Source organism: Marinobacter sp. B-21 (assembly GCF_056857895.1).
The window spans coordinates 1-24,519 of sequence record NZ_JBSXNZ010000039.1 but is presented as its reverse complement, the minus strand read 5'-3'; the positions used below and the strand labels follow the sequence as shown (position 1 = coordinate 24,519).

Genomic DNA, 24,519 nt, shown 5'->3' with positions numbered 1-24,519 from the left:
CTGTCTGAACATTAGCCGATTGATCCATCCAGCACACCCAGGCGCCGGAGCAGTTTGCCAAGGTGTATCGATACTGTGACATTGATGGCCACAGCAATGATGAACCCGATAAGATAGCCGAATATCGCGCCCCAAAGAGCGCCCATTAACGAACCGGCCCAGGTGACGTCATAGCCGGGAAAATAATTGCCCAGCAATGCCAGGGTCACCCCGACATCTTCGCCCCCTTTCAAAAGCAGGCCTGCGGTCGCCAAAAACACCACGAAGCCGAGCATCGTGCCAAGCGCCCCGCCCAGAGCGACCGGATCGTATTTTGCGAAGGCGTCGTTGAGAATTTCTATCGGAGACGCTTCCCGCACCCGTTGCGGTACAAGGCGCTCGCCACTCGCACCCTGCCCTTTCTCAACATGGGCTTCCTCGTGATACTCCTCTTCCACATTGACGTCCCACACATCGTGATTCGCGCCGAGGATGTTTTCCGCCGCATACATGGCGGTGACCATTGAATGATCCTGATTGTTGTAGCGGTGCTGGCCGTTGCGGCCAATCAGGTGCAGGTTTGGTATCTTGTCAATGTACTCACGAATGCTATCGATGTTTTCCTTGTAACCGTGGTCATAAACCGGATAGGCCTTGGGCATTCGTATTACAACACCATCTATGACCTTGTCAGCATCAATCAGACCCAACTGAGCGGTTTCCTTCTTGCCCAGCTCGATGAGCGCGTCGTCATCAGCGGTCCATAACTCATCGCCTTCCTGGACGAAGTACTCCAGGCCAATACAACTGGTTGACTTGTCCGGAATCATGTGCGGGCTCCAGTTGCCGAAATTCTGGATCCGACCGACCTGCACGTCCGGCGAGTGGATGTAAATCCAGTTATCCGGGAAGAGTTCCGGAGAATCGACTATCAATCCCACCGTCAAGAAATCGCGATACCTGAGCCGGTTGGCTGCTTCCAGCGCCTCATCCGGTGGAGGCGGATCCATAACGTTGAGCAGGTCCTTAATGGGCATGGTTGAGATAACATGTTCGGCATCGAAGCGTTCCTCATGGCCATTGGCATCGGCCACCGTAACGCCGATAACCTTCTCACCATCGCGGTGTATTTTTTTCACCTGGTGTTCCAGGCGGACAGGATGCCCCCTTTCGTTCAGAATTTCGGTCACACGCTCCCACATCTGACCAGGACCGAGCTTGGGATAGTAGAACTCCTCGATCAGGGTCGTAATCTGATTTTTGCCGGTCAGAAGTTTCGGAGCGAGCATCGAAAGCGCAGCTTTGCCCAGGTCCAGATTCTTGATGCGCTGGGCCGCCCAGTCCGCCCCTATTTCAGTACACTTCATACCCCACACTTTTTCAGTGTAAGTCTTGAAGAACATTGTAAACAGCCGCTTACCGAAGCGGTTGGTCACCCACTGCTCGAGGTTTTTTTCTTCCCGGGAGGGAAATGCCTGCGCTTTAAGGTAACTGAGCCCGACCAGAACGGACTCCGTTAGTCCGACATTGAGCAACGCGTTTTTGGGCTTCAGCGGATAATCGAAGAACTTGCCTTGGTAATAAATACGCGACAGGCGCGGCCGTACCAGGAATTCGTCCGAAAGAATATCCATCCACCAGTTATGAACCCTGTCCACCTTGGTGAAAAACCGGTGACCACCAATGTCGAAGCGATAGCCCTTGTAATCCACCGTGCGTGATATCCCGCCGACCTGCTGGTCCATTTCGAAAACAATCGGCTCGACCCCGGCCCGTGACAATTCCAAAGCGGCTGTCAACCCAGCCGGACCGCCGCCGATGATTGCACAGCGAACTTTGCTCTCTTCTGAGTCCATTATTTTATCTTCCCGGATTAAATAGCTTCTCTGTTTCCAACGTTTAACTGATCATTTCTTTATTATTATCAGGATAAACACCGCTCCGGAGATCGCCTCCCGCATATCAGTTGTAGTTCATGCGAGTCTATCCTACCATCTGCACGCAATGTTGATGCTGGCGACATGTTTCCGCCTCGCCTGTGATCATACCGATGGATGTTGCGCGGAGCTACAAGAAGGTTGCAATACTCACTGATGGCTGGCAGCTTCGGCGTCCGTCCATACATTAATCCTTGATACAGGCCAGGTCCGAATGTCCAGGGTTCTCTTCTCCGTAGGCGTCATCCAGGTTTTTATTATTCTGACCGGAATGATACGGGCCAAGATCCTGTCCATCGTCCTCGGCCCGGCAGGTTTCGGGATTATTGCGACAATCGACCAGGTCGTGCTGACCGTGATCCAGGTGGGCGGTTTCGGCATTCCACTGTTCTCACTGAAATTCATGTCAAGGGCGCATAGCGAGGGAAACCGGCGTTTCCAGACTGTGTTTTCCAGTTTTCTTCGGGGGCTATTCCTGCTCTCCATAATGGTCACCATTCTGGTTATCGGTATCACCTGGTGGCACCCGGCCCTTCTTGGTGTTGAGCTTGTCCCCTACAAGCTGTTCATTCTTCTCGCACTGCTGAATGTTCCTGCGATGATGCTGGGAATCTTTTTCGTTCATACACTGGCCGCGGCCCAGATGACATCGGCAAGTGCAACCCTGAATCTTGTGGTCACGTTCTGTCTAGCATTTGCCGCGAGCAGTGCCGCCTGGCTTTTCGGTATGGATGGCATTTATATAACTGTGGCCATTACCGGCGTTCTGACCACAATCGGATCTATTTTCTATATCAGGAAGAAGCTGTCGTTACGTGTGACTGATGCTTCCGCGGGCATCCTCAAGGAGTTGCGACGAAGTCCTGAAATCATTTCCTTTTCCCTGTACGGCCATATGGCTCTGTCGGCCTACTCGATCACGATGCTGATAGCACGTTATGAGGTTTTTTCGACCATGGGCGAGGCACAGGCCGGATTGCTGCAGGCCCTGTTCGCCATTGCACTTGCCCTGGGCGCGATATCGGGCCCGCTGAACTACCTCTACCTGACCCCCATTCTGAACCGGAACATTCCGAACGAAGATAAATTCGAGAAAGCTCACGAATTCCAGAGCCTGATGATCATCATCGTTTTCACGCTTTCCATTCCCTTTTTGCTATTCCCCAATCTGGCCCTGACCTTACTCTATTCATCCGAGTTCAGGCCGGCATCCGCCCATCTCTACCTGTATGTTTTCTGGCAGAGCCTGTATTTAATTGTCAACGTCTACACACAGCTTCTGATTGGACTCGATGACGTAAGGTTCATCTCTGTCAGCTCATTGATTTCCTATATTGTCGCCATTGTGCTTGCACCTTACCTGGTTGAACTATTCGGGCTTCCCGGAGCCGCCTTCGCGTTGTCCTTAAGCGTGTTTTTAAACGGTTTGGTCATCCCGTTCAGACTGGCCGCCAAATTCCGGACAAGCATTCCCTCAGGCCTGTGGATCAGGACAATCATCTGCCTTGGCGGTATCGTTATAACAGGCCAGATATTCTCGCAACTTGAAGAGTTCTCGGTTACGGGGTTTCTGGCAAGAGTGTTCTATATCGCATTACTGACTCCCCTGCTATGGAAATTGCTGCCGGATGAACAAAAGCGGATGATTGCCGACATGATCGGCCGGTTCAGGGCATGAGGATTGCTGTTCCCTTTTCCGGGCGAGGGTTCCTGTAGCGATTTATGGACCTGTCGTTTTCGACTATACTTCTTTAACCACGATTCGATGAGATAGGGAATATCCGGCATGTCTGATACAGCCACGATGATCTGGCGCTGCCCCACTTGCCACGGCTCGCTGGGCGTAATTGACACGAACCTGCGTTGCGAGTCCTGCCCGGCGCACTACCCTGTCATTGACGGCATTCCCGATCTGCGCGTGGCGCTGGATTGCTGGATTGATCTGGACGAGGACCGCAAGCGAGCCCGGGAGGCGGCTGACCGGGTCGAACGTGACGGGCTCGAGGCCACCATCCACCATATTTTTCGCTCCAGCCGCGGCATGGATGAACGAAAAGCCGGTTACCGTACTCGCCAGGTACTCGCCGGTGTTGGAAAATGTCAATCCCAATGCTCGGACTGGTTACGGCCCGCCCTTGAAGCCGATGGCGTCATCCTGGAAATCGGATGTGGCCCCGGTCAAATGATGGCCGCGGCAGCCAGCCTGGGGCATGAGATAACAGGGATTGATGTTTCCATGGAATGGCTGGTGATCGCCCGGCATCTGGCTGAGCACTACGGCGGCAGCCCCAGACTGGCCGCCGGTTTTGCAGAACGATTGCCGCTGGCCGACAATTCGGTCGCTGCCATTGTTTCGCTGGATGTCATCGAACATGTTGGTGATCAGGATGCGTATGTGAGCGATCTCAGGCGCGTGCTGAAGCCGGGCGGATTTTTCGCGCTGTCGACCCCGAATCGTTTCAGTCTCTCGCCAGAGCCGCATGTGAATGTCTGGGGGGTTGGCTATTTGCCCCGGCCGCTACAGGCCCGTTACGTGAAACTTGTCAGGAACCAGCCCTATACATTTACCCGTCTGCTGAGTGTCTGGGAAACGAAAAGGCTGTTTTCCGGGGCAAGGGGTTTCGACGCCAGAGTCGTGTTTCCGGCTATTCCGGAGCATGAGCTTTCGGGCTTCACCAGCTCCAGGAAAAGACTGGCGCTTATCTACAATTGGTTGGTTGGGATACCACTGACGAAACTGTTCCTGCCGTTTTTCGGTGCCTATTACCGTGTATGGGGCAACATCAAAAATTGAAAGACACCCTGACTGCCAGTCAATCAAGGACGACACCAGAATGACACCACGACTGCGACGGCATTGCTCAAATCCATATCTCGCGAATCGCCCATGGCAGCCTGCCATCGCGCAATGGATAGACCATCCCGCAGCTGTTCCGCTGGCCATTCTGGCCCTTGCGGTTTTTTACCTTGTCACGTTGGTGAAAGGGCAGAACTGGAGCGGCGATTTCAGCCTCTATATTCTTCACGCCCAAAACCTGGTGGAGGGCAGGCATTATCTCGATACCGGTTACCTGTTGAACCCGGTTTCAAAATTCGTCGGGCCCTACGGTTACCCCCCTGTTTTCCCGTTACTGCTTGCTCCGGTGTATGCCTTGTACGGCCTCGACCTGGAGGCGCTGAAATGGGTTGGCGTTCTCTCCTTCGGCTTGTCGTTATGGCTGGCAGCCAGGGTATTTGAGCGCCGCCTTGAGCGACGCTTTGTTTTTTTCCTTGTGCTTGTTGTTGGCCTGAACCCCTACATCTGGGATTTCACCAACCTTATCCGTGCCGATTTCACCTTCATGGTGTTCTGTTATCTCTCGCTTTTCCTGATGCTGCTTTTCCTCGCCGGCGACCAGGGCAGGCTTCGGACGCCCGGCAGACAAATAACGGCGGGCGCCCTGATTGGTCTCTCCATGTACCTGGCATTTGGCGCCCGTGAAATCGGTATTGTCCTGCCACTGACACTGCTGACGTACGACATTGTGTGCAGGCGGCGGATCTCGCTGCTGAGCATCGTCGCCCTGGGGATTTTCGCACTATTGGCCTGGTTGCAGAGCCTCTGGTTTTCAGCCTCTTTTGTCCCCGGGCATTTTGACGAGAACCTGAAACACCTGACTGACAAATACTCCTCGGCTGCTGGGCTGAATCACCTGAGCTTTGTGGATCTTGATCCACGCAATATCCTGGAGCGGATTATCGGTTATCGGTGGGCATTACAGGGGTTCTGGCCACCCTCCTCCAGCGCCTTCATCAACACATTGAATGAGCTGCTGTTCAACCTGTTCAGCCTGTTCGCTATTGGTGGCTATATTCTGGCACTGCGCCGGGGAATAACGGTGCTGGAAATTTTTCTTGCCGGGTATATCGCGGTACTGTTGCTTTTCGGTGCCGCTCCGACCATACGCTACCTGATCCCCATATTCCCTTTTTTCCTGTACTACGGATTTCTTGTTTGCCAGGAGACGATTTTTCCTCGCCTGCCGAGGCTGAAATACCTTGTGGCCGGAGGGTATCTCCTGCTTCTGGCGGCTATCAGTTTACCGGTCATGGCCACCATGGAGCATCCGCAGCTGGAGCTGGGCATTACCCATCCGGATGCGGAAGCCATGTTCCGGTTTATCAGGGAAGAGACCAGGCAGGACGATACCATTGTTTTCATCAAGCCCAGGATTATGGCATTGATGACCGGCCGTGACAGCGCGACATGGCCATCGAAGAGATACAGCAGCCCTGAGTCCATGAACCTCTTCTTCGAGGCCGTGGAAGCTGACTATTACGTTGACATGAATCTCGCTGAGTGGATGCTCCCACTTACCCAGTCAGAGCGCCCGAGCAACTGTTTCAGACCGGTTTTCAGGAACGACTATTTTGTTGTTTACCGTTACGGCAAACGATTCTGCCCGGAGCTGCAATGATTCATCTGCCTGGCATACATACCGGCCCTGAGGGCAGCGAAGCCAGCCGGGCCCAACCGTCCAGCGTTCACCAGATGCGGGGATAATTGTGCGACTCTGTATGGTGACCACCTTCTACCCGCCCTACAACTTTGGCGGGGACGGCATATTTGTCCGGGAACTGGCGCTCTCACTGGCCAGGCTCGGGCACTATGTGCGCGTTATCCATTGCGAGGATGCGTACCGGCTCGGCGCGAACCCAGGCGACCCGGGGCTCCCCCGGCGATACGACGATCAGGGCGTAGACGTATGCCGGCTGAAAAGCTCCATGGGCCCGCTATCTCCATTGCTGACCCAGCAACTCGGGCACCCTGCCCTGAAAACCGGCGCCCTTGCGGGACTGCTCAAGGACGATTTCGATGTTATCAATTATCACAATATTTCGCTGATTGGCGGGCCTGCCATACTCTCGCTGGGTAAGGCCCCGGTAAAGCTCTACACCCTGCATGAACACTGGCTGGTGTGCGCTACCCATATATTCTGGAAAAATGGCGTCAGGCGCTGTGACTCCCGTCAATGCCTGCAATGCTGCTTACGCTCTGGCATACCGCCCCAGATCTGGCGATACACAGGCCTGACGAAACGCCATCTTGAAAAGATTGACTGTCTGATTGCACCCAGTCAATTCACTGCGGAGCAGCACCGGCAACTCTATCCCGGCGTACCGATTCGCATTATCCCGCTGTACTCACGCCTGGAACCATCAAAGGAAATGATTGGCGCATGGAGCAGCCAGGAGCCTCCCCGCTTTGTCTACAGCGGTCGCATCACCGCATCCAAGGGCGTGGAATCCTTGCTTGAAACCTTCACGGCACTGGAGGATTACCATCTGACACTTGCCGGTGAAGGCGATGCCCTGCCGCGTTTAAAGGCGCGTTTCGCCCGGTATCCGAATATCCATTTTGCCGGCAGGCTTGATGAAACGTCCCTGGTCCGGCTCTACAGCAATGCCACGGCACTGCTATTTCCGTCACTTGCGCCCGAGACATTCGGCCTGACGGCGGTTGAGGCCATGGCCTGTGGCACGCCGGCGATTGTCAGGGATGCCGGTGGCTGCGCGGAAATCATAGAAACAACCAGAGCCGGTTTTGTTTACCGGCAGGACAGTGAGCTTCCTGCCTTGCTGCACCGGATCGTCCGCGAGCCCGGTTTGCGTCAGCGATTGTCAGAGCTGGCCCGGAACGGATGCCGGAAACTCTACACCCGTCAGCGGTACCTGGATGATTATCTGGCCGTGATTGACGAGTTGCGGAGACGCCCTGGGACAGCAGACGAGCAGCACTCCAGGACACTTCAGGGTCATGACCGATGAAAGACCAGCCAGGTGCTTCCGAACCACTGCTCATGATTGCCATCGCTTCCAGCAGTAAACAGGGCGATCATGCTGGCCTTCTTGAATGCCTGGCGAGCGCCGGATTGCTGAACCAGCCCGACATCGAGGTATGTATTGCACTGGCAGACGAGCAGGCCATGGATAGCCCGGACGACAGCCTGTCGCTGTTCAGGGTTTCCAGCCGCACGCCTTTTTTTGAACAGTATGCGACTATCATCCAACAGACCGGCAGCCGCTATATCGCTCTATTGGATGCCTCCTGCCCGCCCACGGAAGGGTGGCTTCGTGCAGTACGCCAGATGATGCGGAACAAGACGCCGGTGTTTTATGGCCCGGTCAACAGTGGCTGGCCTGGCAAGGATTCCCGCAACATCGGTTATCTGATCGAATACGCCCAATTCCGGGAGCCTCTCGACCCGGCATTGCCGGAATACCCGGGCAACAATATCGCGTTCCGGCGTGATTTGCTCCGAGAGGTCCCCCTCGTGGGCTCGGGTTTTCAGAAAACCTTTTTCCTGCGCCAGGTGCGGGATAAGCTGGGCATCACACCCGCAGCATGCAACGACATGGCCGTAATCTATCGAAAGCAGTATTCATGGAGTTATTACCTGCGCAGGCGCTACCATCACGGTCGCCTCTATGGCGCAAGCCACGCCGAAATACTGGGTTATCGCCGCCTCCTCTACGCGGTTGGAATAGTCATACTCCCCCTGCTCCGATATAGTCGTATACTGCGAGCGTCAAGTCGGGCGCCATCGCTGTCAGGGAATGTGATGCGGTTTTCCGTTCCCATTCTGATATCCGAGTGTGCCTGGTCCATGGGAGAGTGTGCCGGTTATATCGCTGGTGCCCCGGACGACGGGGTGTTTCTGGATTAGAGATAACAGGGAGAGGTTCTACATTGAGTCACATGCAAAACGAAAAGGACAGGGACGTTACCTATTCCGTCGTCATCGGCCGGGTGAGCACGGAAGATGACGAACGAATACTGGAAACTCTTGAGTCCCTTTACAAACAGGATGAAGCTCCATCACTGGAAGTGCTGCTTGCTGATCGAATCAGCGATCATGTTTCACAGCGGATTCGCAGCGAGTATTCGGACGTGACGATCATCGAATGTCCATCGACAACGGACCTTCCCACCATGCGCACACTGGCGACGAAGCAGGCAACGGGAGATTTCGTGCTGGTGACCGAAGATCACTGCGTGCCGCCCCGGGACTGGCTAAAGCAGTTTGCCCGGGCATTTGCCGAACACCCCGAGGCTTCCGCAATTGGCGGCAGTGTGGTTAATGGCGTAACGGATACAGCTCTCGACTGGGCCACCTTCCTGTGTGAATACGCGCCCATGTCTCCCCCGATCGAGAGCGGACCCACCCCAAACCTTGCGGGCATGAATGTCGCCTACCGGCGCGAGATTTTCGAGGAGGTGGACGAGCAGATACTGACATCGGGATTCTGGGAAACCACCTTGCACCCCTTGTTGCACAAACGGGGGCACATCCTTGTTGCCGACGACAAGGTGCGTATTTTTCACTGCAAGAAATTCAGTCTTGGTCTGTTCCTGAGGCAGCGGTTTGTCTATTCAAGGTACTATGCAGGGATACGTTTCGCCTCCGGGCAGAAAGCGAAGCGACTGACATACGCAATGGCATCGGTCGTCCTGCCGCCGCTGCTAACGTTCCGGTTTTTTCAGAACGCGCGCCATAAGGCCAGTGTCCGTTCCCACCTGGCTGAGGCCGCGCCTTATTTAATGTTGTTTTATCTTGTCTGGGGTGTTGGGGAAGCCTGGGGCTACCTGTTTGGGCCACGGGATGCCCTGCAAGAGATCGAATAGCGGCACGGGATTCGGGCAATAATTTCGTGCCGCGGCGCATTACAGATCGGGGTTCTCGGCCAAAAGCTCTTCAAAATAGGCTATCGTTTTTGTCAGCCCTTCCTTTAATTCAATCGTTGGTTGCCAACCCAGTTCGGTTCTGGCTTTGGTGATATCCGGACAGCGTTGCCTGGGGTCGTCCTGAGGCAGCGGCAGGTAGTTGATGCGCGACCCTGAGCCGGTAAGATCAATGACATGTTCCGCCAACTGTTTGATCGTAAACTCATTCGGATTGCCCAGGTTGGTGGGGCCAATGATGTCATCCGGCGTTCGCATCATCCTGACAAAGCCATCAATCAAATCATCGCAGTAGCAGAATGATCGCGTCTGACTGCCGTCACCGTAGATGGTGATAGCTTCATTCTTCAGAGCCTGCATAATAAAATTCGAAACAACCCGCCCGTCGTGGGGATGCATACGGGGACCGTAAGTATTGAAGATCCGAACAATCTTAATACCCAGTTGATGTTCTTTCCGGTAATCCATGAATAGGGTTTCAGCGCAACGCTTGCCTTCGTCATAGCACGAACGCGGACCTATCGGGTTAACATTGCCCCAATAGTCTTCCGTTTGCGGATGAACCGTGGGATCGCCATAGACTTCGCTTGTGGACGCCTGCAATATTCGGGCGCCAATGCGTTTGGCAAGGCCAAGCATATTGGTGCTGCCATTGACATTAACCTTGGTGGTCTGCGTAGGGTCCCGTTGGTAATGAACCGGACTGGCGGGGCAAGCCAGGTTATAGATTTCATCGGCCTCCAGGTAGAGCGGAAAGCAGATGTCATGGCGGATAACCTCAAAATAGGGGTTATCCAGCAAATGGATAATATTGCGCTTTTGCCCGGTGAAGAAGTTGTCAACGCAGATAACTTCATGGCCTTCACCTAGAAGGCGCTCACAAAGATGGCTACCGAGAAACCCTGCTCCACCCGTTACAATGACCCTGTTTTTCATGCTACCCGCCCACTTGTTTGAATCTTGTTGCGCACCTTGATTCCGTTGTCGAGCCCAACTCGCTTTTAGCCCGGCCGGTCCAAAACTACAAAATTACGGTCCCTGTCGCTCTCATACACGGCATTTGGTATTGCTATGCTGCGAAGGCCATCTTCCGCTGTCGCGATAGCGCCTGCTGGCCCACCGCTCGCCAGGCTGACGAAATCGTGGAACTCCTCGACAAAGGTCTGCACAACGGTCGATTGCCAGCCCTTGAATTTTTCCCGGAAAATGGCGGGTATATAGAAGTTTCTCTTCTTATGGGCCTGCCCCCCTGGTTTGTCCATCGTAATGATGGTCGAGCTCATCGGGGCGTAATAAGCGCGAGCCATGCCGAGATCGCCGTAGGCTTCAACGTAGAAGTGATAGCCTATCCATTCAGTCCAGCTACTATGGAGACTTCCCATGATGCCGGACTGAGTGCGCAGGTGGACAAAGGCGTTATCTTCGGTGCGGTCAAGTTGCCAGGTTTTTGTGCTGGTCATGCCCGACACATCGCTTACCCTGTCGTCCATCAGGTAACAGATCAAGTCCAGGGTATGGATGCCGTTATCCATGAGCGTGCCACCACCCATCTTATCCTTGTCGTACATCCATTCCGATTTGAATTCGGACAGGCCGGTATGCCCGGCGTAACCTTTGACATAACGTAACGTGCCCAAAGCCCCGCTCTGGATGGCAGCTTTCACTTCCTTGATGGCCGCGAAATAGCGATGGTTAAAACCGACAGTCAACAGTTTTCCGCAGCGCTTGGCTGTTTCAACCATCTGCTCACAGTCCGCAAGCGAGCTGGCCATCGGTTTTTCCACGATTACGTGTTTACCGTTTTCCAGTGCGGTCAGCGCAAGATCTTTGTGAAAGTGGGTGGGTGTAGAAATGATGATCGCATCGCAAGCATCTGACTTCAGGAGCTGTTCTGCGTCTTTGAACACACTGACATGACCAGGCAGCCTGGCCAGGGCCGCTGAATCAAGGTCGAAGGCGGCTGTCAGTTCACATTCAGTGGACACCTCAAGGGCCTGTTTACGCACCTCGCCAATACCGCCAAGCCCTATAAGTCCAAAGCGCATCATGCCTGATCAACTCCCTTTGATTCCATTGAATATGGTGACTTGCCCAGTATCATCTCAAATGCTGGCCCGACCCAGATCAGCAATTGGCGCAATACGGGCAGGCGTGCAACTAACATATAGGTCTTAATCAGAAGTCTGTCGATTGCCGGATAATGCCCTTCCTCATCCAGAGCCACCATCCTTGGAGATAGCATTTGGGCGTGCAATCCACTTTGTCTAGCATAGCGGATGATGCGCCCTGGTGAAATCAAATTGATAAAGCGCAGTGAGTCGACGCCTCGCAGACGCTTTACCAGTCGGCTACGCAGTTTTCCGGGAAAGTAACCGACGGCCCAGAGCCTGGTGCTCGGATGGGGGCCAAGGCAGAATTTATTGCTGCCGGCAAGCCATAACTTGCCGCCTGTCTTGAGAAGCCGTCCCAGTGCCACCAGTGTGTTGTCCACCGAGTACACATTTTCCAACAGATCGGTTGCGGTGATTTTTGAAAAATACCCGTCGGGAAACGGGGGCGCCTCAATGTCCGCACACACCAAAGTCGCGGTTATCCCCTGCTCCTTCAATCGCTGCTGGCAGATGACAAGCCAGCGTAACGCGATATCCACCCCGTAGATGTGGGAGCAATGCTCCGCAGCCGCAATAAGAGCGCCTCCGGTACCACACCCTGCATCCAGGAAAACATCGCCAGAGGACACGCCCAAGCGAGCCAGACTTTGTTGCGCCTGCCTGGGGCCATTGAGGTGATAGGCTTTATAGCGGGTTGCCAGGGCTGGAGGAACATCGTCGGTGATCTCATAGTAATAATCCAGCATGGCGGAAAAATTCTGCTCAGCTTCCGTCACCAGGCGTTTCGCTTTTGCCCGCTCCTGCTGCAGGCTGAGGTAAGGATCAGACCTGATGCGAAAATCCGCGATGCCGAAAATAACCGGGTACTCCCTGTTACAGCGTGAGCATTGATAGTGATCCGTTTGCGCTGACAGCTTTGTTCGGCATTGCGGGCAGACAAAAAAATTTTCACCTCCAGTATTTAAGCGCACGCTCAGCTCCAATGCTCGGCAAAGGGGACAGGCTTGCCCTGATCGTTGGAGGTGTAGGCCGCCAGCATCAGTGCCAGTGTCTTGATGTTATCCTGCGCGCTACAGGCGGGGACCCCGCCATTGTCTATCGCGTCAATAAAGTTTTTCAGGAGCTTGCTGGTGGCATTGGCAAAAATATCGAGCGGATCACTGGCAATCTTTTTGGCTTTCTCGGAATGGTACTGAAGAGCCCTGCCGCCCAATGAAACATCAAAGCCCACAAAGGGTTTTCGGTCACCGCCGCGAATGCCGGCGGTAAACTGCACATTGCCGCCAAACTCCGTTTCGATGGACGCCTTGCTGCCGTCGAGCCGCAAGTCAAGATAGCGATGCCTGCCTCGGGTAAGCCGGTCCAGCGTGATCTGCGCACTGCGGCCACCGGTAAAGTCGAGTTGGATCAGATTCAGATAATCCGGTCCGGTCGGGTTGGAGGGTTTTGGCATTCTGGCGCTGATCCGCAATGGCTCCTCACCAAAAAAATAACGACACAGATCCAGTACATGGATGCCGAATTCCTTACAGGTACGCTGGGGATCGTTTCCGCGCCAGCCAGCCTCCGTTTTTTCGTTTACGTAAAAGCTTTGTTGAGCGTTAATAAAAAGCAGATCGCCAAAGCCGGGGCTGCCGATTTTATCCTTTGCCGCCTCATATATATTCATGAAACGGAATTCATTATTAACAACGATCCAGCGTTGCTGTTTTTCAGACAGGGCGATCAACTGATGCGCTTCATCCAATGTCGTGGTAAAAGGTTTTTCGCAAAAGATATGACAGCCGTACTTTAACCCTTGCTCTGCCAGCCCGTAATGAAACTGGGTCGGGCTGGCAATGGCCAGAATATCCGGTTTTGTTTGCTCCAGTAGCGTGTTGACGTCTTCGTATACCGGAAACGGAAATGCACCCTTGCCTGCCGCAGGCGTTATTGCCGGATCATGGCCACCAACAAGCTCCAGGTTGGCAAGTTTGCTATACGCGGGCAAGTGAATAGTTTTTGCAGCCGCCCCTAACCCCACCAGGGCGATTTTTTTTCGGTTTGAAGTCATGATTGCTACTCACGAGAGTTAACGGCATTAAACCACCACAGTCTGCCACAAAACTGTACGACATGTTTTTTGGCCGCTACATTGAAAGGGTTTGGGGTTTTCCCTGTGAGGAGCTGTCATCAGGCTGGGTGGCGCTATAGTGAGCAACTGAGTATGCATGAAAGAGAGCAACTGACGGTCGCGATTGTGGGCGCTGGGCTCATGGGCAATTGGCATGCGCATGCGGCCAGAAAAAACGGCGCAACGATAACGGCCATTGTTGATCCTGACCTGGATGCAGCGAAGGTGCTTGCCGCCCGGTATGGCGGCCGAGCCTTCGCTGACTTTGAACAAGCACTTGAACATTCCCGGTTCGATATAGTGCATCTCTGCACACCACTGAATACCCATGTGTTACTTGCAAAACAAGCGCTGACGGCCAGGAAACACCTGATCATGGAAAAGCCCGTGGCGCCTACACGCAATGAAGTTACTGAGCTGCTGGATTTGGCAGCAGGCCAGAACCTTTTGTTATGTCCGGTTCATCAGTTTGCTTTTCAGCACGGTATCGTGTCAGTAAAAAATGAACTGGCTCGCCGAAGCAGTGGCCCTTTGGCGGTGACATTTGATTTTGCTTCAGCCGGAGGCGTGGGACGCCAGGCGCATGAATTGAACCGGATACTGATCGAGATTCTGCCTCATCCCTTGTCTGTTTTGTCGGAGGTCTGGCCTGAGGCTCCGCTGGAGAAGGAATCCTGGTGTGTAGATAACCCGAGGGCCGGGGAACTCTTTGCGTATTGTCACCACCAGGGGTTTCCCGTATCAATCAAGCTAAGTCTGAATGCCCGGCCCACACAGTGTAAAATGACGGTTTATCATGAGCAGGGAGCCCTGCATGTCAACCTGTTTCATGGTTTCGCGGTTTTTGAATCGCCTGCCGTTTCCCGGTTCCGTAAAATCATTTCGCCATTTTCCCTTTCCTTGAAGACACTTTTTGCGGCAACCGGCAATCTGTTAAGACGTTCTCTCAACCGGGAACCCGCCTACCCCGGCTTGAGGTCACTCATCGCGCAGTGTTATCAATCGATAAAAACGTCAACACACGGGCCGATCACTCGCGATGATTGTATTGCCGTCGCTACAATATCCGAGTTGGTCGAGCACAAACTCTCGCCTTAAATCATTATCTGAAGCTGGCCGTCAAATAATATGAGCTCATTCACGACCACTCACTTACGTTTCTCTATCGTCGTTATTGAACTTGTGGGCGGCGAAGGGTTGGCGACCTGTCTTTCGGCATTGCAGAAATTTGATGTTGAAATCATTGTCGTATTAAAAGAAGCCTGCCCTCAATTGCAAGCCCGGTTTGATCAGGTGCGCTTTGAAATACAAAACGAACCCGTGCCGCTGCGGCGAAAAAGCGGCGTCGCTCTCGCCAGCGGTGATGTGGTGGCCCTTATTGAAGACACGACACTTCCCGGTGACAGTTTGCTCAATGGCCTGGTGAGCGCATTTAAAGATGATAATACCCTCGCAGCATCCGGCCCGGTGTTGATTGCAAACCATCTGCCAAGCCGTTACCAAGCCCTGGCGTGCACAGAATACGGACGATATCACCCGAGCGTAATATTTGATCACCCTCATCAGCAATCCCAAAAAACAGTGGAAAGATTGCCAGGGAATTTCATCTGTTATCGTCGAGAGGCACTGGCCTCGATATTGAACGAACACAGTGAGGGCCTGGTCGAAGGGGTGATAAACCAACGGCTGTTGTCAAAAGGCGGCTCACTGGTCATGGAGCCCATGCTGGCCAATACCTATAATGCTGAAGACCCGTGGAGCGGGCGCCTTGCCACCCGCTTCCATCATGGCTGGATCTATGCCGGTGGGCAGGCAGAACAGAAAAACCTGTTTGCGTGTGCAGTGCAGTTGTTCAAGTCACTGTTATTGCCCGCAGTGTTGTCTTTCCGGGCAATTCGCTGTATGTCTGGAATGAATGGGATCAGGCACCCACTGAAAGTCCGCCTGTGGATCTGCCTGCTGGAAACCTTCTGGTCAGCTGGCGAAGCAGTGGGTTCGGTGTCTGGCGCACCCAAAAACATGGAGCATTGGCGTTGATGCGAATCGGGATAGATGCAACCTGCTGGTGGAATCAACGCGGCTTCGGGCGAATGGCGCGAGAACTGTTGTCGGCTATGTTTGCGCTTGATTCCGAGCACAGGTTCTATCTATTTGTTGACCAGGCGCCGACCGAATCAATGAACTTACCCAATATCGAAATCGTGCAGGTATTTCCCGAAAGACCGGCGACAGATGCCGCTGTTGCCAACTCCAGCCGTTCGATTGGAGATATGGTGCAGCTGTATAAGGCGGTATCGAATGCTCCGCTTGATTTGATGTTTTTCCCGGCGGTTTACTCATGGTTCCCTGTCCCGCTGAAGCTACCCACGGTGGTGACACTGCACGATGCCATTGCCGAGCACTTCCCGGAAATGATTTTTCCTGACTGGAAGGGCCGGCTTTTCTGGACGCTAAAGGTGAAGCTGGCCTTGTGGCAATGCCAGCGGGTGATGACCGTTTCCCATGCAGCAAAAGCCGAGATCGAACAGTACCTGGGAGTGAGAAGTGAGTCGATTGATGTCATCAGCGAAGCGCCCAATAAACTGTTTCGTCAAATAGACAATCCGACCGCGTGCCAGGACCTGCGTCGCCGAATTGGCCTTCCCCTGAACGGCGAGTTGATTGTGTATGTCGGCGGGCTGGCACCACATAAAAATTTGCAAGGCTTCCTGGAGGGCTTTGCGTTGGCCAGAGAAAGCCAGCAACTTGAGAATGTGCACGTTGTGCTGGTGGGTGACTACAACGGTGCCGGTTTTCATTCCAACTATGGCGAATTGCAGCAACTGGCGAATGACAGGCGCTTAAAAGGCCGGGTTCATTTTACCGGCTTTATCTCTGACGAGGACCTGGTTATTTTATATAACGATGCCATGGCCGTGGCAATGCCCTCTTTTTCGGAAGGATTTGGTTTGCCTGCCGTCGAAGCGATGGCCTGCGGGACACCGATCCTGTCCAGCAACAAGGGCGCGCTGCCTGAAGTGGTCGGTGATGCGGGGCTATTTTTTGACCCCTACGACATCACATCCATCAGTCGGGCGATAAAGGACATGTCAACTGAACACGACCTGAGACATAGACTGTCAAACGTTGCCGTTTCAAGAGCCGGGACATTCACCTGGGAGCGGGCAGCGGAACTCGCCTTGCGGCACCTGGAAGGGGCGGCTCTGCGTGGTTGAGGATACGGACCTTAAGTTGTCGAAAAGAAGATACGATTTGACGGTCATCGTCGCTGAAGAAATGGCCTTGGCCAACCTTCGGGAGATTTTCAGGCACTTACAGCCAGAGAAACACGCCTGCGTTGAATTTCTGATCTGTAGTGGCAGTGACGACTCCTTGCTTGACGCCGTGCCGGACAGCCAGAATGTCCGCATTATTCACGCCCGGTCCGATAGCAGGATACCACTACTATGGCGCGATGGCATTCGTGCGGCCCAGGCAGACAAGGTCGCACTGACCACCGCCCATTGCATCCCCTCGCAAGACTGGATCAAACAGTTACTAGCCTGCCCACTGGAAGGGGGTCAGGTCGCCGTTGGTGGCGCAATTGAAAATATCGAAAACGATACCGTGATCGGGCGGGTGATTTACCTGTTACGATATGTACGCTACACCAGATCGAGACCAAGCGGCCGTGCGGACGACCTGGCAGCCGACAATGCACTTTACCGCAAAGCCGATATACTGGCCCATGAAGACTTGTTGGAAGCCGGTTTTTGGGAGCCATCGTTTCATCAACGATTTCTGGCCGAAGGCAAGTCGATGGCATTTGATAACAACCTGGTTGTTGTCCACAGGAATTGTTACAGCGCGAAACAGTTTATACAGCAGCGTTATAGCCACGGCGTCGAGTTTGGCATGGCGAGGGCGAAAACCATGAGTGCCCCAAAACGGTTAACGATGATTGCCCTGTCTCCTTTAATTCCGCTGGTGTTTACCCGGAAAATAATAGCCGCCGCTCGACGTGATAAACAGTTTAACCTGGGTTTGAATCGCGACATGTTCTGGCTGCTGGTGTTTGTACTGGCTTGGTCAATGGGTGAAACCGTCGGCTACGTTAAGAGACAGGCGATTCAATCGTGATCAGTCTCCGTTAGGTTTCTTACAAAAGATAAAAATGGACGGATGGAAATTTCTATTAAAGGAGTCTGAAGCATGGATGGTCAGAAACAATCATCAGAAGACAAAAAACCGCTGTCAATCAGTGTCATTATGCCGGTCTATAATGGTATCGACTTTATCCGGCAGAGTTTGCCGCCGCTGGTGGCAATGAAGGAACGCGGCGAAGTGCTTGAGGTGATTGTCGTGGATGATACCTCCAGTGATGATACACCTCATGTGGCCCGCAGCCTGGGGGCACAGGTAATGCCCTCCGGAGGTCGTCTTGGGCCGGGCGCTGCCCGCAATGTGGCCGCCAGGGAGGCAAAAGGTGATATCCTGTGGTTTATCGACGCCGATGTCGTTGTTCATGACGACGCCGCCAGGGTGATGCTTGCGGGTTTTGACGAACCTGGTGTGGTGGGTGTCTTCGGCTCTTATGACGACAAGCCGCCCGCTCAGAATTTTCTTTCCCAGTACAAGAATCTGGTTCACCACTACTATCACCAGCGCGCCAGAAAAGAAGCGTCTACGTTCTGGTCAGGGTGTGGCGCGATTCGAAAAGAAGCCTTTCTCAGACAGGGGGGCTTTGACGTTGAAATGTTCAAGAGACCTTCGATTGAAGATATCGAGCTGGGGTATCGGCTGCTCGAATCAGAAGGAACGCTTCTGCTATTGACCAACCTTCAATGCACGCACCTTAAGGAATGGCGCCTCATCAACCTTATTCATACCGAAGTGTTCTGCCGGGCAATTCCGTGGGCCAGATTAATGCTAAGCCGGGGCGGCCTGGATAACGATTTAAATGTAGGTGTTAACGAGCGGATTAAAGCGGTTTTGGCCGGTTTGCTGGTTCTAACCGTCCTCTTTGCGCTTGGGGGCGTGCTGTCCTGGCTCTACCCTGTGTTGGTGGTGATGGTTGTGGTGTATGCCAACCGGCAAATCTTGCTACTGTTTTACCGGCGCAAGGGATTTTGGTTTGCATTGCAAGGCTTGTTATTTCACCAGGTTTATTACCTCTATAGTGCGTCCGCATTTGTTTGGGCACTGACCGGAACCAAACTGGGAATACTGAAATAAACCTGTATGAAAGCCATCCTTACCTTTCACAGCATTGATGACCGGGGCTCGGTACTTAGCTTCCCGCCTGCAACGTTCGCCAGGATGATCGCAGAGATCCTGGACGGTGACGTTACCATCTGCTCCCTGGATCAACTACTCAGCCCGAATATCGATAATGCCCTTGCAATTACCTTTGATGATGGCATGCGTTCGGTCTATAACAATGCGCTACCGGTGTTAAGAGACGCAAAGGTGCCCTCACACCTTTACCTGACAACGGACTATGTGGCTGGCAAGAATAACTGGCCCACCCAGCCCGCCGGCGCACCAGCCTTTGAAATGATGAACTGGCAAGAGATCGAAGCCTGCGCCGAGGCCGGCATGCAGATCGAAAATCATACCGTATCGCATCCTGATTTATGCCGGCTTACCCAGGAGCAAATTGAAGAAGAGTGTGAAACTGCCGACCTGAGTATCGAAAAGCAATTTGGGCGCCGGCCCAGGCATTTCGCTTACCCCTACGGGAACTACGATGCACGGGTTGCGGGGATTGTTGGTGAAAAGTACCAAACCTGTGTAACGACGGTATTACTGCCGTTAGGGCGGAAGCTCAGAGCCGCCGAGCTACCCCGGTTAGACAGCTACTATCTGCAAAACCGGCGGGACTATCGTCACTTTTTTTCTCCCACAGCGAGCAGTTATTTGCGCTTACGTCACTGGCTGCGTGTTTTCCGGAGTATGCTTTAGTAAAATCCTGAGTGAATAGCCGCGAGCGCTCAGTAGGGGAGCCCCAACCCAGAAAGCTGTCGGGCCGAGTCATTGCACGCAAATTCTTATCCAAGACTCGAATGATATTAAGCAAAAGCCCCCCCTATTAGAGTTGGTGACCAGAGAGCTCGTAAACCATTTGCCGTACCCTTTCATCGAGCACCAGCCAATCTGACTCAACTGTACGACAAAACTCTTCTTGTTCACTTTTTAGTTCGTCGAGTCTCTCAATTGTTTCGATAATTCCATTATAAATTGAAGTTTCGTCGTTTGGGTCTACGTACACAGCGCCGCTTCTAAACCATTCCTTTATAACAGTAGAATCTGCTACTATCTGGGGCTTACAGGCTTTCACCGATTCGTAGCTACCACAATTCAGAGTCATTGGCATGTTTGTCAATACAATGGTGGCATCCACAGAGTTTAGATATCTCAGATAATCTTCTTCCCCAACAAACCCAAGAAACCTGATATTCCCTGCGTGAACATATTTTTTCCAGTTATCATATTTTTTATAGTCTCCAGTGATATAGATATAATATTTATCAGTTAAATGTTTAAAAGCATTAAGCACCGCATCGACAGGTTCATCACCATCAAAGGAGCAAATAAATAAAAAATTGACATCGCCCTTCAGCTCAATTGCATCCGCCGACAAATCAGATGGCATCTTATCAGGCAGGACCGCACATTTTCCACCTAAAGATTCCACATAATCCCGAGCCTCGCTGTTTGTTACTATCGTAAGATCGGCGAGCCGTATACTATAGTCACTTATAAAATGGAATACTTTCCATTTCAATTTCCTACTGTTTCTAAACCTGATTTTGAAATTCGAATGGCGGTCAACCATCAAAAAGAATCCTTGAATTCGTCTAGTCGTTGCCAAAAGCGCTGCCAAAACAATCGAGGGGTTTTGACAAACAACAACAACCGGCTTCTCCCTATATAAATACCATAACGTCTTAAATGAAAGAATAAAATAACGAGCCAACTTCCAACCTGAATATTCGAAAACTTTATACTCCATATCCCACCATGAAGCCAACTCGCTCGACCTGCGATGATTATCCCATGTTATCCAAACTGACTTTTTCACTCTAACACGCTCATATTTTGTATGAAGTAGTTTCGCTTATTACTTGTTTCTTTGAGTTTTTGAACAGAAACATTTACCTTTATATTTTTAGTTTATATAAGTAAGTATAGAATCTCGGATAATTTTTCAAGAAACCTTTCAGCCTCGGTAGGATCCTGAAGTGGAAACGGATTTTCGCGCTAGTTGGCAGGCGATACCCCATACCTTCTTCCATGGCCACTATACATGGACTACAAACCCCGCAAGGTTTACCACTTCGCGCAGGAGAATGACAAAACCAGCTTTCCTCTATAACTGACAGGAATCCATTATCAGCGCACCACTCTCTTATATTACTTTTCGACACGTCAATAAGTGGAAAGTCTAGATTTTTGAATATTACAGAAAAAGGATAATCTTCTCGAGAATAATTTTCCTGAAAAAAATGATCATTTTTAACCAATACAATTGAAATATCAATTGACGCTACATTTGCATACCTGCAATATTCGGCAATCCACTTATATTGTTCACCAATATAGTGTTTCTTCAAAAGATCGATATAGGCTTCTTCAATTTCAATATATTTCTCAAAATCTGAAAACTCAGCGATGCTTATAGGCAGTAAGGTACCTTCAAGCTTTGGGTGGTTTTGCAAAAGATCACTAATACGATGCATCGCAGATATCTCGAAAGGCGTCGAAGCTCGGCTAGGATCACGAATATAATGGGGTTTAACATCGTCACCTTGGTAGAGCAACTGGATCACCCTAAACGTTGAATCCCAGCCCCCGGTCCACAAAACATTAACTATCTTATTCATTCGCTAACCCTTAACGACACTAATATTGATAGTTAACCTGATTATAAGCCAACATATCAACTTCCGGTTAGTAGCCTGTAGTACATCCCGATATACGATTGAAAAACAATTTCAAGATTTCAACTGTCATGATCTATTTCCATTTTCTGCACAAAGTACCCTTTCTTAGAAGCCGAATCTTTAATTACATTTTCGCTAGTGGATGTGATATTCACACGCACACCCACCACACTGTACAGATATTCTGAAATAAAGTCGGACAAATCCAATAGACCTTTTGCTGGGCCAGGAGAAGTCTCTAGTAAAAAACAGCCAAATTGATGCTGGTAAACGGTAAATTCAAAAGCTTCACCTGACTTAAACTGATACCGGTTCACCGCCCGGGCAAACTCCACTGCATGGAATTTCTCATTTTTTGACAAATAAGCAAAACGATTTACGGAGCGACCTTCCAAGTCACGAATAACCTCAGTGGCGCCTAACCTGGTACAGTCAGAAAATTCTAAATTAACATAGTCGCCCAACTCGTAACGTATCAAGCTTTGAGATGTTCTGGACACATCGGTCACTAAGCACCCATTATCTTCAGAATGTTCAATGAGGACCCAAGGATTGACGAGATGAAGATGCCCTTCAGTGCACTCGAACGCAATCACATCAAACTCGGTTAAACCATATTCTTCCGCTATCGGTGCCTTAAACACCCGCGATATATAAGCCTTTTGTGCTGGGAGAATCGACTCCGCTGTACACACCACGCACTTTGGTGGATCGAACTCAATGTCCATATTCGCGAGAATCTGAGCGGCTTCGAGTAACAGGGACGCATAACCGTAAAGATAGTCCGGTTTCCAATTCAACAGCGCTGCCACCTCATCTTTTGCTTCTGGACCTACCGGATGAAAAACCCGCCTGTTCATTACAAAATTCTTGAGCAGTGATTTCACGCCGGCTTCAGGCCTGCCCCATAACCTGGCCTCTCGCTGACCAAGCCTTACACCGTAATGCCGAAAACAGTAATCACGAACACCCAGCATTTGGGCCAGCTCTTTCCGGTCAAGCGAGACCTGGGTAAACTCGCCAGTTGTGCCTGCTGTATGACGGCGAAACCCGAATTTTCCGCGCTTTCCCTGCCCCTTCAGGCTTTGTTTACGAAATTGTTTCTTGGACATTGGCGGCGATGATCTCAAAACTTCCAGCCCAGTCACTTCTACACCTGCGGAATTACGTGGACGATTGCGGGCCAACAGCTGGTCTAGCTCTTCGGCCCGGGCTCCTTCGCTCAAGCTCCATAGTCTTCCCACTTCCTTACGGTACCGGGCGATTGGCAAACCCATTGCCAAAAACACTAATCGCGTGATAAGTAACCTGGCCGACCGCACAATCATGGTCCACCGAGAACCGTTCTGTAGAATGCCAGGTACTTACGCGCCATTGCCTCAGACGAATAGTTTTTGCTCACCGCCCCGTAACCCCAGTCGACTTTCCGGCTGGACAGTTCTTTGTCAGTTAGGGATTTTTCAATTGCTCTGGAAATAGTGACTGGCTCAACGTCACTCAGGAGTGCACCGCCCTGCCCCTCGCCCAGAACTTTCGGTATTTCGCCGACAGCGGAGGCAACCACAGGAGTTTTTAACGACACCGCCTCAAGAAGGGTAATTGGCAGGCCTTCTGTCAGGGAGGGCATAACCAGCACCTTTGAATGTCTCAGCAGCGCAGGTACGGTGCTGCAGTATCCAGGCATAAGCACATCGTCTTTGACGCCCAGCTCGTTAACCAACACCTCAAATTGTTGGCGGTACTTACCTTCACCAACAATAACCAGTCCTGAATTGGGAAAGCTTTTCCTGAATTCGGAAAAGGCCGATATCAGCCTGTCGAAACCTTTTTCCCTGGATAACCTGCCAACCCCGAGAATCACTGGCTCGTGAGTGTCTATAAAAGATTTGAACGGCTCATCCAGTGGGGCCGAGGACAATTCCTGAACCTCGGAAATGTCCAGACCATTTGGAATAACGACGGTGTGGCCGCTTGAGAGCTTCCCCGGAAACTCCTTCTTCATCGCCTCGCCCACAAGAGCGACTCCGTTCATGCGGCGGATTGCAAAGCGATCAAGAGATTCGTATAGCCACATTTTTGAAAACCGCGGGGCATGAACGTATCCGTGTAGGGTGGCAGTCATTGGAATGAGCCTGATGCTTTCCGGATACATCCCTAAGAGTACATTGAACTTGAATCCATGGGAGTGTAGAAGGTTATAGTTGTTCTCCTGCGCCCACTTCAGAATTCTCCGGGACTCTCTCAGATTAAGGCCCGGTTTCATCCGCCAGGAAGTAACTGGAAGCCCTTTTCTTCTTGCCTGTGCCTCAATACCCTTTTCGGCAGCATCCGGCTCTCCGGCACTGAGTATCATCGGTTCAAGCCCCTGCTTTACCTGTTGCTGAACCAGGCTGAGCAGCATCTTCTCGGCACCATAGAGGCCACCGCTATCAATCAGGTGCAGCACCTTGATTCCCATTAATGGCCTACCCCTTCCTAGGATTCCAGATAACCTTCTTCTCACCCTTCAGAAACGCTGCCGTTGCTTTGTAAGAGGCAATATTCAGCAACATAAAGTAGTAGGGTATCGAGTAAATCACGGACAGCGGTCGCCCTTCCCCTTCCCGCTTGTGACCGGTCCACGCGAGTGCCATGAAGATGACCAGGCCGATGAATGCCAGTGTGTAGACGCCACGGGCCGGGGCGAGTATCAGTGTGCTGATGGCCAGGGTGATCAAAGGTACGAAGGCGG

General features: G+C 52.1%; 21 protein-coding genes and 1 pseudogene. 12 read left to right on the top strand and 10 right to left on the bottom strand.

Annotated features, from left to right (window positions below; genetic code table 11):
* Positions 1 to 11 precede the first annotated feature (11 nt).
* Positions 12 to 1,835 (bottom strand): NAD(P)/FAD-dependent oxidoreductase, encoded by a 1,824-nt coding sequence (locus AC13C0_RS01975; RefSeq protein WP_482953878.1) that lies wholly within the window; start codon positions 1,833 to 1,835, stop codon positions 12 to 14.
* Positions 1,836 to 2,130: 295 nt separating this feature from the next.
* On the opposite strand from AC13C0_RS01975, the gene AC13C0_RS01970 reads away from it, so the two are divergent.
* The 6 genes from AC13C0_RS01970 (at position 2,131) to AC13C0_RS01945 (ending at position 9,582) form a co-directional block, all read left to right on the top strand.
* Positions 2,131 to 3,594 carry an oligosaccharide flippase family protein gene (locus AC13C0_RS01970; RefSeq protein WP_482953877.1) on the top strand — a complete coding sequence of 488 codons (1,464 nt, stop codon included), beginning with the start codon at positions 2,131 to 2,133 and terminating at the stop codon, positions 3,592 to 3,594.
* Positions 3,595 to 3,702: 108 nt separating this feature from the next.
* Complete coding sequence (locus AC13C0_RS01965; RefSeq protein WP_339750383.1) at positions 3,703 to 4,710, top strand: methyltransferase domain-containing protein; 1,008 nt, start codon at positions 3,703 to 3,705, stop codon at positions 4,708 to 4,710.
* Between the two features lie 40 nt (positions 4,711 to 4,750).
* On the top strand, positions 4,751 to 6,373 hold the full coding sequence (locus AC13C0_RS01960) for a hypothetical protein (protein WP_482953876.1): 1,623 nt from the start codon (positions 4,751 to 4,753) through the stop codon (positions 6,371 to 6,373).
* Between the two features lie 88 nt (positions 6,374 to 6,461).
* Positions 6,462 to 7,724, top strand: a complete 1,263-nt coding sequence (locus AC13C0_RS01955; RefSeq protein WP_482953875.1) for a glycosyltransferase family 4 protein — start codon at positions 6,462 to 6,464, stop codon at positions 7,722 to 7,724.
* Positions 7,721 to 8,623, top strand: coding sequence for a hypothetical protein (locus AC13C0_RS01950; protein ID WP_482953874.1), 903 nt, complete (start codon positions 7,721 to 7,723; stop codon positions 8,621 to 8,623). Before AC13C0_RS01955 ends, AC13C0_RS01950 begins: the two co-directional genes overlap by 4 nt.
* A gap of 32 nt (positions 8,624 to 8,655) precedes the next feature.
* Positions 8,656 to 9,582 (top strand): glycosyltransferase family 2 protein, encoded by a 927-nt coding sequence (locus AC13C0_RS01945; RefSeq protein WP_482953884.1) that lies wholly within the window; start codon positions 8,656 to 8,658, stop codon positions 9,580 to 9,582.
* 39 nt (positions 9,583 to 9,621) lie between these two features.
* Here the strand turns inward: AC13C0_RS01945 and AC13C0_RS01940 are convergent, their stop codons facing one another.
* The 4 genes from AC13C0_RS01940 to AC13C0_RS01925 all read right to left on the bottom strand — a co-directional run bounded on the left by AC13C0_RS01940 (position 9,622) and on the right by AC13C0_RS01925 (position 13,803).
* On the bottom strand, positions 9,622 to 10,575 hold the full coding sequence (locus tag AC13C0_RS01940) for a UDP-glucuronic acid decarboxylase family protein (protein ID WP_117617309.1): 954 nt from the start codon (positions 10,573 to 10,575) through the stop codon (positions 9,622 to 9,624).
* Positions 10,576 to 10,640: 65 nt separating this feature from the next.
* Positions 10,641 to 11,687 carry a Gfo/Idh/MocA family protein gene (locus tag AC13C0_RS01935; protein WP_482953873.1) on the bottom strand — a complete coding sequence of 349 codons (1,047 nt, stop codon included), beginning with the start codon at positions 11,685 to 11,687 and terminating at the stop codon, positions 10,641 to 10,643.
* Positions 11,684 to 12,721, bottom strand: a complete 1,038-nt coding sequence (locus AC13C0_RS01930) for a methyltransferase domain-containing protein (RefSeq protein ID WP_162893675.1) — start codon at positions 12,719 to 12,721, stop codon at positions 11,684 to 11,686. The genes AC13C0_RS01935 and AC13C0_RS01930 overlap by 4 nt, the downstream gene beginning before the upstream one ends.
* Positions 12,722 to 12,723: 2 nt before the next feature.
* On the bottom strand, positions 12,724 to 13,803 hold the full coding sequence (locus AC13C0_RS01925) for a Gfo/Idh/MocA family protein (protein WP_117617312.1): 1,080 nt from the start codon (positions 13,801 to 13,803) through the stop codon (positions 12,724 to 12,726).
* Between the two features lie 153 nt (positions 13,804 to 13,956).
* On the opposite strand from AC13C0_RS01925, the gene AC13C0_RS01920 reads away from it, so the two are divergent.
* From AC13C0_RS01920 to AC13C0_RS01895, 6 genes are all read left to right on the top strand, one after another.
* Positions 13,957 to 14,961 carry a Gfo/Idh/MocA family protein gene (locus AC13C0_RS01920; protein ID WP_482953872.1) on the top strand — a complete coding sequence of 335 codons (1,005 nt, stop codon included), beginning with the start codon at positions 13,957 to 13,959 and terminating at the stop codon, positions 14,959 to 14,961.
* Positions 14,962 to 14,991: 30 nt separating this feature from the next.
* Positions 14,992 to 15,900: a hypothetical protein gene (locus AC13C0_RS01915; protein WP_482953871.1), complete on the top strand. Its 909-nt coding sequence runs from the start codon at positions 14,992 to 14,994 to the stop codon at positions 15,898 to 15,900.
* A 53-nt stretch (positions 15,901 to 15,953) separates the two neighbouring features.
* Positions 15,954 to 17,078 carry a glycosyltransferase family 4 protein gene (locus AC13C0_RS01910; RefSeq protein ID WP_303286379.1) on the top strand — a complete coding sequence of 375 codons (1,125 nt, stop codon included), beginning with the start codon at positions 15,954 to 15,956 and terminating at the stop codon, positions 17,076 to 17,078.
* Complete coding sequence (locus AC13C0_RS01905; protein WP_482953870.1) at positions 17,071 to 17,982, top strand: glycosyltransferase family protein; 912 nt, start codon at positions 17,071 to 17,073, stop codon at positions 17,980 to 17,982. The genes AC13C0_RS01910 and AC13C0_RS01905 overlap by 8 nt, the downstream gene beginning before the upstream one ends.
* A gap of 72 nt (positions 17,983 to 18,054) precedes the next feature.
* Positions 18,055 to 19,077, top strand: a complete 1,023-nt coding sequence (locus AC13C0_RS01900) for a glycosyltransferase family 2 protein (RefSeq protein ID WP_482953869.1) — start codon at positions 18,055 to 18,057, stop codon at positions 19,075 to 19,077.
* A gap of 6 nt (positions 19,078 to 19,083) precedes the next feature.
* On the top strand, positions 19,084 to 19,806 hold the full coding sequence (locus tag AC13C0_RS01895; RefSeq protein ID WP_482953868.1) for a polysaccharide deacetylase family protein: 723 nt from the start codon (positions 19,084 to 19,086) through the stop codon (positions 19,804 to 19,806).
* A 127-nt stretch (positions 19,807 to 19,933) separates the two neighbouring features.
* On the opposite strand, the gene AC13C0_RS01890 is transcribed toward AC13C0_RS01895, so the two are convergent.
* The 5 genes and pseudogenes from AC13C0_RS01890 to AC13C0_RS01870 form a co-directional block, all read right to left on the bottom strand.
* Positions 19,934 to 20,926 carry a glycosyltransferase family protein gene (locus AC13C0_RS01890; RefSeq protein ID WP_482953867.1) on the bottom strand — a complete coding sequence of 331 codons (993 nt, stop codon included), beginning with the start codon at positions 20,924 to 20,926 and terminating at the stop codon, positions 19,934 to 19,936.
* 79 nt (positions 20,927 to 21,005) lie between these two features.
* On the bottom strand, positions 21,006 to 21,728 hold the full coding sequence (locus AC13C0_RS01885; protein ID WP_482953866.1) for a 7-cyano-7-deazaguanine synthase: 723 nt from the start codon (positions 21,726 to 21,728) through the stop codon (positions 21,006 to 21,008).
* Between the two features lie 119 nt (positions 21,729 to 21,847).
* On the bottom strand, positions 21,848 to 23,014 hold the full coding sequence (locus AC13C0_RS01880; protein ID WP_482953865.1) for an acyl-CoA synthetase family protein: 1,167 nt from the start codon (positions 23,012 to 23,014) through the stop codon (positions 21,848 to 21,850).
* A 98-nt stretch (positions 23,015 to 23,112) separates the two neighbouring features.
* Entirely contained in the window at positions 23,113 to 24,189 is a 1,077-nt protein-coding gene (locus AC13C0_RS01875; RefSeq protein WP_482953864.1) for a glycosyltransferase family 4 protein, read from the bottom strand.
* 64 nt (positions 24,190 to 24,253) lie between these two features.
* A pseudogene (locus AC13C0_RS01870) lies at positions 24,254 to 24,519 on the bottom strand (glycosyltransferase family 2 protein); the annotation flags it as partial.